The organism is Kitasatospora sp. NPDC005748, from assembly GCF_040630735.1.
Taxonomy (GTDB): domain Bacteria; phylum Actinomycetota; class Actinomycetes; order Streptomycetales; family Streptomycetaceae; genus Kitasatospora.
This window is the reverse complement of the sequence record NZ_JBEXYD010000116.1, coordinates 1-10858: the sequence shown is the minus strand read 5'-3', so window position 1 is coordinate 10858 and position 10858 is coordinate 1. Positions and strand designations below refer to the sequence as shown.

The following is a 10858-nucleotide window of genomic DNA, read 5'->3' as shown; positions in this document are numbered from 1 at the left end:
CGCGGCCCGCTCCGGCAGCGCCGCCCGGGTGACCGCCAGCGCGTGGCCGACGTCCCGCACGCCCAGCTCCGGCCGCTCCCGCAGATGCGCCGCCAACCGGCCGGCCTGGGCCCGCAGGGCGCCCTCGTCACCACCCGACAGCAGCCACGGCACCACACCGTCCCCGCTCGCCTCCGCCGACTCCGCCGGCTCCGGCGGTGCCTGCTCCAGCACCACATGCGCGTTGGTCCCGCTGATCCCGAACGAGGACACCGCCGAACGCCTCGGCCGCCCCGTCTCCGGCCACGGCCGCGCCCGCGTCAACAGCTCCACCGCACCCGACGACCAGTCCACCTGCCCCGTCGGCTCCGCCACGTGCAGCGTCTTCGGCAGCACCCCGTGCCGCATCGCCTGGATCATCTTGATCATTCCGGCGGCGCCGGCGGCGCCCTGGGTGTGGCCGAGGTTCGACTTCACCGAGCCCAGCCAGAGCGGTTCCGCCTCGGCGCGGTCCTGGCCGTACGTCGCCAGCAGCGCCTGCGCCTCGATCGGATCGCCCAGCACCGTTCCGGTGCCGTGCGCCTCGACGGCGTCCACGCCGTCGGCGGCGACCCCGGCGTTGGCCAGCGCCTGCCGGATCACCCGCTGCTGCGCCGGTCCGTTCGGCGCCGACAGCCCGTTGCTCGCCCCGTCCTGGTTGACCGCGCTGCCCCGGACCACCGCGAGCACCCGGTGTCCGTGGCGGCGCGCGTCGGAGAGCCGCTCCAGGACCAGCAGGCCGACCCCCTCGGACCAGCCGGTGCCGTCGGCCGTCGCGGAGAACGGCTTGCACCGCCCGTCCGCCGCCAGCCCGCGCTGCCGGGAGAAACCGGTGAACGCGGCCGGCGTGGTCATCACGGTCACGCCGCCGGCCAGCGCCAGCGAGCACTCACCCGAGCGCAGCGAACGGCTCGCCAGGTGCACCGCCACCAGGGCGGACGAGCAGGCGGTGTCGACGGTGATCGCCGGGCCCTCCAGCCCGAGCGTGTAGGAGATCCGGCCCGACGCGACGCTGCCCGCACCGCCCGTACCCGCGTAGGCCTCCAGCTCGGACGCCCCCTCGGCCCGGTCGAGCAGCGCGCCGTACTCGTGGTAGAGCAGCCCCGCGAACACCCCGGTGTCGCTGCCCCGCAGCGCCGCCGGGTCGATGCCCGCGTGCTCGAACGCCTCCCAGGAGGCCTCCAGCAGCAGCCGCTGCTGCGGGTCCATCGCCAGCGCCTCGCGCGGCGAGATGCCGAAGAATTCCGCGTCGAACTCCCCGGGGTCGGCGAGGAACGCGCCCGCGTCGACGTAGCTCTTGCCCGGACGGTCCGGGTCCGGGTCGAACAGCGTGTCGAGGTCCCAGCCCCGGTTCTCGGGGAAGCTCCCGACCACGTCCCGGCCCGCCGCGACCGTCTCCCAGAGGTCCTGCGGCGAGTCGATGCCGCCCGGGAAGCGGCAGGACATGCCGACGATCGCGATGGGCTCGTCCTGCGCCTCGGCGGCGAGTGCGGCCGGGCGGGCGCCCTCGGCCTCGCCGAACAGCTCGGCCTCCAGCCGCCGCGCCAGCACGGCCGGCGTCGGATAGTCGAACACCAGGGTGGCCGGCAGCCGGAGCCCGGTGGCCGTGGCGAGCCGATTGCGCAGCTCCACCGCGGTCAGCGAGTCGAAGCCCAACTCGCGGAAGGCGAGCGCCGGTTCGATCCCGGAGCCGGTGCTGTGACCGAGCACCGTCGCGGCGTGCGCGCGCACCAGCTCCAGCAGGGCCCGACCGCGCTCACCCGCCGGCCGGCCGGCGAGCCGCTCCGTCAGGGTGCCGGCCGCCCGGCCCTCGGCGGCGGCCCGGGCCACCCGCCGCCCCGACCGGACCAGGCCGCGCAGCAGGGCGGGGACGGTCGCGTCCGCGGACCGCAACCCGGCGAGGTCGAGCGCCATCGGCACCAGGACCGCCTCGTCGGCCGCGAGCGCGGCGTCGAACAGCGCGAGACCCTGCTCCGAGGAGAACGGCCGCACGCCGCTCCGGGCGATCCGGCGGTGGTCGGCCCGGTCCAGGTGACCGGTCATCCCGCTGGCCTCGGCCCACAGGCCCCAGGCCAGCGACACGGCGGGCAGCCCCCGCGCCCGGCGCGCCCCGGCGAGCGCGTCCAGGGCGGCGTTGGCCGCCGCGTAGGAGGCCTGGCCGGCGCCGCCGAGCACGCCCGCGGCGGAGGAGAAGAGGACGAACGCGGCGAGGTCCTCGCCGGCGGTGAGCTCGTGCAGCGCGAGCGCGGCATCGATCTTGGGCCGCAGGACGGCCGCCAGCCGCTCCGGCGTCAGCCCGGCCACCAGGCCGTCGTCCAGTACCCCGGCGGCGTGCAGCACACCGGTCAGCGGGCGCCGGAGGCCGGCGAGCAGCTCCCGCAGCGCGTCGCGGTCCGTGGTGTCGCAGGCCGCGATGGTCACCTCGGCGCCCAGTTCGCGCAGCGAGGCCTCCAGTTCACCGGCACCCTCGGCCGCCGGGCCACTGCGGCCCACCAGCAGCAGATGCCGCACCCCGTACGCCGTCACCAGGTGCCGGGCCAGCAGCGACCCCAGCGTGCCGGTACCACCGGTGACCAGCACCGTGCCCTCGGGATCGAACCGCGGGGCCGGTGCGCCGTCCCCGGACGGGATCGCCCGGACCAGCCGGGGCATCAGCACCTCGCCCGCCCGGACGGCCAGTTGGGGCTCCTCGGAGGCGAGGACGGCGGGCGGCAGGAGCGGCACTGCGGCGGGGTCGTCGACGTCCACCAGGACCAGGCGCCCCGGGTGTTCGGCCTGCGCGGAGCGCACCAGCCCCCAGACGGCCGCACCGGCCGGGTCCGCGGCCTCGCCCGGCCGGACGGCGGTCGCGGCGCGCGTCACCACCACCAGCCGGTGGTCCGCCGACCGTTCGTCGGCCAGCCAGGACCGCAGGGTGTCGAGCGCCCGCCGGGCCAGCAGGTGCACGGCCGCCGCTCCCTCCTCCCCGGGCGCGGGGAAGTGCTCGACGACCACGGCCGGGGCCGGGGCCGCCGCCTCCGGCGCACCGGGCGCCGGCGCCCATGCGATCCGGTAGAGGGAGTCCCCGACGGCGGCGCCCGCCGCGCCGAACTCCTCGGCGGAGACCGGACGCAGGGCCAGCGACCGGGCGGTCGCCACCGGCTGCCCGGCGGGGTCGGCGACGGACAGGGCCATCCGGTCCGGTCCGTCCGGCCGCAGCCGGACGCGCAGGGCCGAAGCGCCCACCGCGTGGACGCGCACCTCGTTCCAGGCGAACGGCAGTCGGGTGGCGGTCGGGGCCCCGGGACCGGCTACCGCGTCGGTCCCGGCGCCTGAGGCCGAGCCTGCGCCGGCGTCGGCGTCCGCGTCGGCGCCGGTCAGGAAGGTGGCGTGCAGGGCCGCGTCCAGCAGCGCCGGGTGGAGCCCGTACCGGCCCGCCTCGGCCGACTGCTCCTCGTCCAGGCCGACCTCGGCGAACACCTCGTCGCCACGGCGCCAGGCGGCGCGCAGCCCCCGGAAGGCGGGCCCGTAGTGGTAGCCCGCCACCACCAGCCGCTCGTACAGCCCGGCGGTCTCCAGGGCCACCGCGCCGGGCGGCGGCCACACTTCGGCGTCGAAGGCCTCCGGGGACCGGTCCCCGGCCGAGCCGGCGGCCGCCAGCACGGCGGTGGCATGGCGGGTCCACGGCTCCTCGCCGCCCTGGTCCGGGCGGGTGTGGACCCCGACCTGCCGCACCCCGGACGGCTGGGCGGCGCCCACCCGCACCTGCAACTGGAGACCGCCCTGGTCGGGCAGCACCAGCGGCCGCTCGATGACCAGCTCGTCGAGCAGCTCGCACCCCACCTGGTCACCGGCCCGGACGGCCAGTTCGACGAAAGCGGTGCCCGGCAGGATGGCGGTGCCCGCCACGGCGTGGTCGGCCAGCCAGGGGTGGGTGTCCAGCGAGAGCCGGTTGGTGAACAGGACTTCGTCGCTGTCGGCCGGTTCGATCACCGCGCCGAGCAGCGGATGGTCCGCCGTGCCGAGCCCCGCGCCGGTCAGTCCGCCGCCCGTGAGCCCGGAGGCGTTCAGCCAGTAGCGCTGCCGCTGGAACGGATAGGTCGGCAGCTCCACCCGCCGTGCGGGCGGGCCGCCGAAGGCCGCCGCCCAGTCCACCGGGCGGCCCTGGACGTGCACCTCGGCGAGCGAGCCGAGGAACCGGGCGGGCCCGCCGTCGTCGCGGCGGAGCGAGCCGGTCACGATGCCCTGGATCCCGGCCGCCTCCAGGGTCTCCTGGAGGCTCGCCGTCAGCACCGGGTGCGGACTGACCTCGACGAAGACGCCGTGGCCCTGCTCCGCCAGCGCCCGGGTCGCGGGCTCGAAGGCGACGGTCCGACGCAGGTTGCGGTACCAGTAGTCGGCGTCGAGCTCGGCGCCGGTCAGCCAGCGCTCCTCGACCGTCGAGTAGAACGGCACCTCGGCCGGTCCCGGCTCGACCGGCGCGAGCACCGCCAGCAGTTCCTCGCGCAACCGCTCCACCTGCGAGGTGTGCGAGGCGTAGTCCACCGGAATCCGCCGGGCCCGCACCCCACGCTCCTGGCAATGCGTCAAAAGCTCGTCCAACGCACCCGGTTCACCGGCCACCACCGTCCCCGCCGGGCCGTTCAGCGCCGCCACCTGGATCCGGTCCCGCCAGCCGACGATCAACTCACCCACCTCACCGGCGGGCAGCGGAACGGACACCATCCCACCGCGCCCGGCCAACCCCGTCAACGCCCGACTGCGCAACGCCACGATCCGCGCCGCGTCCGACAGCGACAACACACCCGCCACACACGCCGCCGCGATCTCCCCCTGCGAATGCCCCACCACCGCCGACGGCTCCACACCGTACGACCGCCACAACTCCGCCAACGACACCATCACCGCGAACAGCACCGGCTGCACCACATCCACCCGCTCCAACGACGGAGCACCGGGCACACCACGCACCACATCGAGCAGATCCCAGTCGACGAACGGCCCCAACGCCTCCGCACACTCCGCCAACCGCCCCGCGAACACCGGCGACTCCGCCAACAGCTCCACACCCATCCCGACCCACTGCGAACCCTGCCCCGGAAAGACGAACACCGTCCGGCCCGGGCTGGGGCCCGTCGCCACGCCGTGGACCACACCCGGCGCCGGGAAGTCCCCGGCCACGGCGTCGAGGCCGCGCAGCAGGCTGTCCGAGTCGGTCCCGAGCACCACCGCACGGTGCTCCAGAACGGCCCGGGTGGTCGCCAGCGCATGGCCGACCGCCGCCGGATCCTCGACCCGGCCCGCCCCGAGGGCCGAACGCAGGCGCGCGGCCTGCTCGCGGAGCGCGGGCGCGCTGCGCGCCGACAGCAGCCACGGCACCACGGCGGGCCCCGGCACCGGCGCGACCGCGGCCGGCGCCTCCCCCGGCTCCGCGTCCACCGGGGCCGGGGCCTGTTCGAGGACGACGTGCGCGTTGGTCCCGCTCATGCCGAACGACGAGACGCCGGCCCGGCGCGGGTGCTCCCCCGCCGGCCACGGCCGGGCCTCGGTGAGCAGCCGGAGCGCGCCCGAGGACCAGTCGATGTGCGGGGACGGCTCCTCGGCGTGCAGCGTCCTCGGCAGGACCTCCTTCCGCATCGCCATCACCATCTTGATCACCCCGGAGACGCCGGCCGCCCCCTGGGCGTGGCCGACGTTGGACTTCAGTGAGCCCAGCCAGAGCGGCTGCTCCGCCGGCCGGTCCCGGCCGTAGGTGGCGAGCAGGGCCTGGGCCTCGATCGGGTCGCCGAGCTTCGTCCCCGTGCCGTGCGCCTCGACCACGTCCACCTCGGCGGCGGACAGCCGGGCGTCGGCCAGGGCCCGCCGGATCACCCGCTGCTGGGCGGGGCCGTTCGGCGCGGACAGCCCGTTGGACCGGCCGTCCTGGTTGACCGCCGACCCGCGCACCACCGCCAGGACGTGATGCCCGTTGCGGCGCGCGTCCGACAGCCGCTCGACCAGCAGCAGCCCGACGCCCTCGGCCATCCCGAAGCCGTCCGCGCCGGCCCCGAAGGCCCGGCAGCGCCCGTCGGTGGACAGACCGCGCAGCCGGGAGAAGCGGACGAACTCCTCGGGGGTGAGCATCACCGTCACCCCGCCGGCCAGCGCCAGCGAGCACTCGCCCGACCGCAGCGACTGGACGGCCAGGTGCAGGGCGACCAGGGAGGAGGAGCAGGCGGTGTCGACCGTCACCGCGGGGCCTTCCAGGCCCAGGGTGTAGGAGATCCGGCCAGAGGCGACACTGGCGGCGCTGCCGGTGCCGACGTGCCCCTCCAGATCGGCCGGGATCCGCGCACCGCGCCGCGCGTAGTCGCCGTAGACCACGCCGGCGAACACCCCGGTGTCGGTCCCGCGCACCGACACCGGATCGATGCCCGCGTGCTCGAACGCCTCCCAGGCGGTCTCCAGCAGCAGCCGCTGCTGCGGGTCCATCGCCAGCGCCTCGCGCGGCGAGATCCCGAAGAACGCGGCGTCGAACTCGGCGGCCTCGTGCAGGAACCCGCCGGCCCGGACGTAGGAGCGGCCCGGCACGTCGGGGTCCGGGTCGTAGAAGTCGGTGAGGTCCCAACCGCGGTTGACGGGCAGCCCCGAGATCACGTCGGAGCCCGCCGCCACCAGGTCCCAGAGGCCCTCGGGCGAGGTGACGCCGCCGGGCAGCCGGCAGGCCATGCCGACGATCGCGATCGGCTCCTGCCGACTGTCCTCCAGCTCCCGCAGGCGGTCGCGGGTCTCGCGCAGCTCGGCGGTCACCCGGTTGAGGAAGTAGCGCATCCGGTCGTCATTCATGAGCGTTTCCCTCTGCGGAGTGATCGGGCTGGTAGATGCCGAACTCGTCGCCGAGGAGCCCGATCAGCTCGTCGTCGGTCACGGCTTCGAGTTCGGTGACGGTGTCGGCGGGACCGTCGGCGCGCGACGCGGTGGCGCGCCAGCCGGCCAGCAGGTCCTGGAGGCGGTCGCCGACCGCCTGGCGTTCGGCCACCGCGAGCGAGGCGGCGGACAGGACCGCCGCCAGCCGGTCCAGTTCGGCCAGGACCGGCACCACGGTGGTGTCGGGGCGCGGGGCCAGTTCGGCGTGCAGGTGGTCGGCGAGCGCCGCCGGGGTCGGATGGTCGTAGATCAGGGTGGAGGTCAGCCGCAGGCCGGTCGCCGTCCGCAGGCGGTTGCGCAGTTCGACGGCGGTGAGCGAGTCGAAGCCGAGGTCCTTGAACGGCTGGTCGGGCTCGATCGCGTCCGGCGAGGAGTGCCGCAGGACGGTCGCGATCACCGGCCGGACCAGCGCCAGCAGGGCGCCGGGGCGCTCGGCCTCCGGCAGCTCTGCCAGGCGGCGGGCCAGCGCGGCCGCCGGGTCGTCCGACGGGTCGGCGACCGCCGGGCCGGACGGGGCCGGCCCGGGCCGTTCGGCGCGGAGGCCGCCCAGCAGGGGCAGGCGCCAGGCAGGGTCGTCCCAGGCGCAGTGCAGGACGGCGACGGAGGTCTCGTCGTGGTCCAGGATCCCCCCGAGGGCGTCCAGGGCCAGCTCCGGGTCGAGGTCCCGGGCGCCGTGCCGGCGGATCCGCTCCTCGGTACCGGGGGCGGCCGTGACGGCACCGTCCCAGTGGCCCCAGGCGATCGCGGTGGCGGGCAGGCCGTCCGCCCGCCGCTGGTGCGCCAGCGCGTCCAGATAGGCGTTGCCCGGTGCGTAGTTGGCGTGACCGGCCAGGCCGCAGACGCCGGCGAAGGAGGAGAACAGGACGAAGGCGGAGAGGTCCAGGCCCGCGGTCAGCTCGTGCAGCACCCGGGCACCGCCCACCTTGACCCGCAGCACGTGCTCCATCTGACTGACAGTCAAGGTGTCGACCAGGGCGTCGTCGAGCAGCGTGGCGGCGTGGAACACGGCCGTGAGCGGGTGCTCCTCGGGCAGCCCGGCCAGCAGCTCGCCCACCGCGGCCCGGTCGGACATCTCGCACCGGTGGGCGCTCACCCGGGCGCCGGAGGCGGTCAGCTCGGCGAGGAACTCGGCGTCCTCGAAGGCGTCCTCGCTCAGCAGCAGCAGGTGTTCGGCGCCGTCGGCGGCCAGGCGCCGGGCGACGTGACGGCCGAGCGCGCCGGTGGCACCCGTGATCAGCACAGTGCCGCCAGGCCTCCAGTCACGCACCGCCGGACGGCCCGCCAGCGGCGCCCGCTCCAACCGCCGCACGGACAACCCCGCAGCACGGACCGCAAGTTCGTCCTCACCGTGCCCGCCGATCAGCGCGGTGACCGTGGCCCGCGCCAGATCGACCCCGGGCGACTCCGGCACATCCACCACACCACCCCAACGGTCCGGCAGCTCCGCCGCGACCACCCGGCCCAGACCCCAGAGCATCGCCTGCTCCGGACCGGACACCCGCTCACCACCACCCACCGCCACCGCGCCCCGCGTCACACACCACAACGGCGCCGCCACACCCACGTCCTCCAACGCCTGCACCAACGCCACCGACGCCGCCAGACCCCACGGCACCGACCCACCACCGGCCACCACACCCGACCCACTGCCCAGCAGCGACACCACCCCCGCCGGCTCACGCCCCTTCAACAACGCCGCCAACGAGTCACGCCGAACCGCACCATCCACCACCAACACACCGGCATCCACACCGAGTTCGGCGAACGCCGACACCAGCGCCGACCCCCAGCCACCGTCAGCACCACCCTCCGGCACCACCAGCAGCCACGCACCCCCCGACCCCACCGCCGGAACCACATCCAACGGCCGCCACACCACGCGATACCGCAACGCATCCGCCGCACTCAACGGCGACACACCCGAACCCACCACCGACGGCTCCAGCCAGAACCGCTCACCCTGGAACGCATACGTCGGCAACTCCACCCGACGCCCACCCCCCGTGGCCACACCCCAGTCCACCGGCACACCACGCACCCACACCTCGGCCACCGACGCGAGGAAACGCTCAAGCCCACCCTCGTTCCGCCGCAACGACCCGACCACCACGGCTTCTCCGCCGTGCTCCTCCAACGTCTCCTCGACGGCCAGGCTCAGCACCGGGTGCGCGCTGCTCTCGACGAACGCCCGGAACTCGTCGGCCGCACAGGCCCGCACGGCCGCCGCGAACGCCACCGGTTCCCGCAGGTTCCGGTACCAGTACTCCGCGTCCAGCATCGTCGTGTCCACCCGGCCGCCGGTCACGGACGAGTAGAACGGCACCTCCGCCGACCGGGCGGTGACCTCGCCCAGGACGTCGAGCAGTCGGCCCCGGACGGTCTCGACCTGCGCGGAGTGCGAGGCGTAGTCGACCGGGATCCGGCGCGCCCGCACGCCCCGCGCCTCACAGTCCGCCAGCAGCCCCTCCAACGCCGCCGGCTCCCCCGACACCACCACCGAGCCGGGCCCGTTCACCGCCGCCACCGACAACCGGCCCTCCGCGGCAGCCACCAACTCCCCCGCCCCGACCGGGCTCAGCGCCAGCGACACCATCCCGCCCAGCCCCGCGAGTGCGTCCGCGATCACCTGGCTGCGCAAGGCCACGACCCGCGCCGCGTCCACCAAGGGGAGCGCACCCGCCACACAGGCGGCCGCGATCTCCCCCTGTGAATGGCCGACGACCGCCGACGGCTCCACACCGTAGGAACGCCACAGCTCGGCCAGCGCGACCATCACCGCGAAGGAGACCGGCTGGACCACATCCACCCGCTCCAGCGACGGCGCGCCGGGCACGCCCCGCAGCACATCGAGCACGTCCCAGTCGACGAACGGCCGCAACGCCCGCGCGCACTCCGCCAGCCGCGCCGCGAACACCGGCGAGGAATCCACCAACTCCCGGCCCATGCCTACCCACTGCGCTCCCTGACCCGGGAAGACGAACACCACCCCCGCGTCATTCGGCAGGTCGGCCGTGCCCTCGACGACCCCCGCTACCGGCGCGGCCCCGCCCACGGCGCGCAGACCGAGCAGCGCCTCGGCCCGGTCCTCCGCGACGACGACGGCCCGGCGCTCCAGCCGCGCACGCCCCGAGGCCAGCGAATAGGCCACATCCGGCACACCCAGGTCGTCCCGCGCCTCCCACCAGTCGGCCAACCGCGCCGCCTGCGCGCGCAACGCCGACCCGCCCCGCGCGGAGACGACCAGCGGCGCCACCCCCGGCCCCGACGACGCGGCCGACGGCTCCTCCACGGGCGCCTGCTCCAGCACCACATGCGCGTTGGTCCCGCTGATCCCGAAGGAGGAGACAGCCGCCCGACGCGGCCGCTCCACCGACGAGCCCCACTCCCGGGCCTCCGACAGCAACTCCACCGCGCCCGAGGACCAGTCGATGTGCGGCGAGGGCTGGTCGGCGTGCAGCGTCCTGGGCAGCACACCCGCCCGCATCGCCGACACCATCTTGATCACACCCGCCACACCCGCCGCCGCCTGGGTGTGCCCGATGTTCGACTTCACCGAGCCCAGCCAGAGCGGTGCTCCCCCGGCGCGGTCCTGACCGTAGGTGGCCAGCAGGGCCTGCGCCTCGATCGGGTCGCCCAGGGTGGTGCCCGTGCCGTGGGCCTCGACGGCGTCCACATCCCGCGCCGACAGTCCGGCGTTCGCCAGCGCCTGCCGGATCACCCGCTGCTGCGACGGACCGTTCGGCGCCGTCAGACCGTTCGACGCACCGTCCTGGTTCACCGCACTGCCCCGCACCACCGCCAGCACCGGATGCCCGTTGCGCACCGCGTCCGAAAGCCGCTCCACCAACAGGACACCGACACCCTCGGCCATACCGAACCCCTCGGCATCCACCGAGAAGGAACGACACCGACCGTCCCTCGACAACCCCCGCTGCCGCGAGAACTCCACGAACAT

General features: G+C 75.5%; 2 protein-coding genes. Both read right to left on the bottom strand.

The annotated features are described in order from the left end of the window. Positions 1 to 6822: SDR family NAD(P)-dependent oxidoreductase (locus ABZ495_RS36265; RefSeq protein ID WP_359840230.1), on the bottom strand; the 6822-nt coding region annotated here is incomplete at its 3' end. Next, complete coding sequence (locus tag ABZ495_RS36260; RefSeq protein ID WP_359840229.1) at positions 6815 to 10858, bottom strand: SDR family NAD(P)-dependent oxidoreductase; 4044 nt, start codon at positions 10856 to 10858, stop codon at positions 6815 to 6817. The genes ABZ495_RS36260 and ABZ495_RS36265, both read right to left, overlap by 8 nt.

Excerpts from the sequence above, each read along its gene's own strand:
- ABZ495_RS36260 (WP_359840229.1), bottom strand. The coding sequence starts at position 10,858 with ATGTTCGTGGAGTTCTCGCGGCAGCGGGGGTTGTCGAGGGACGGTCGG.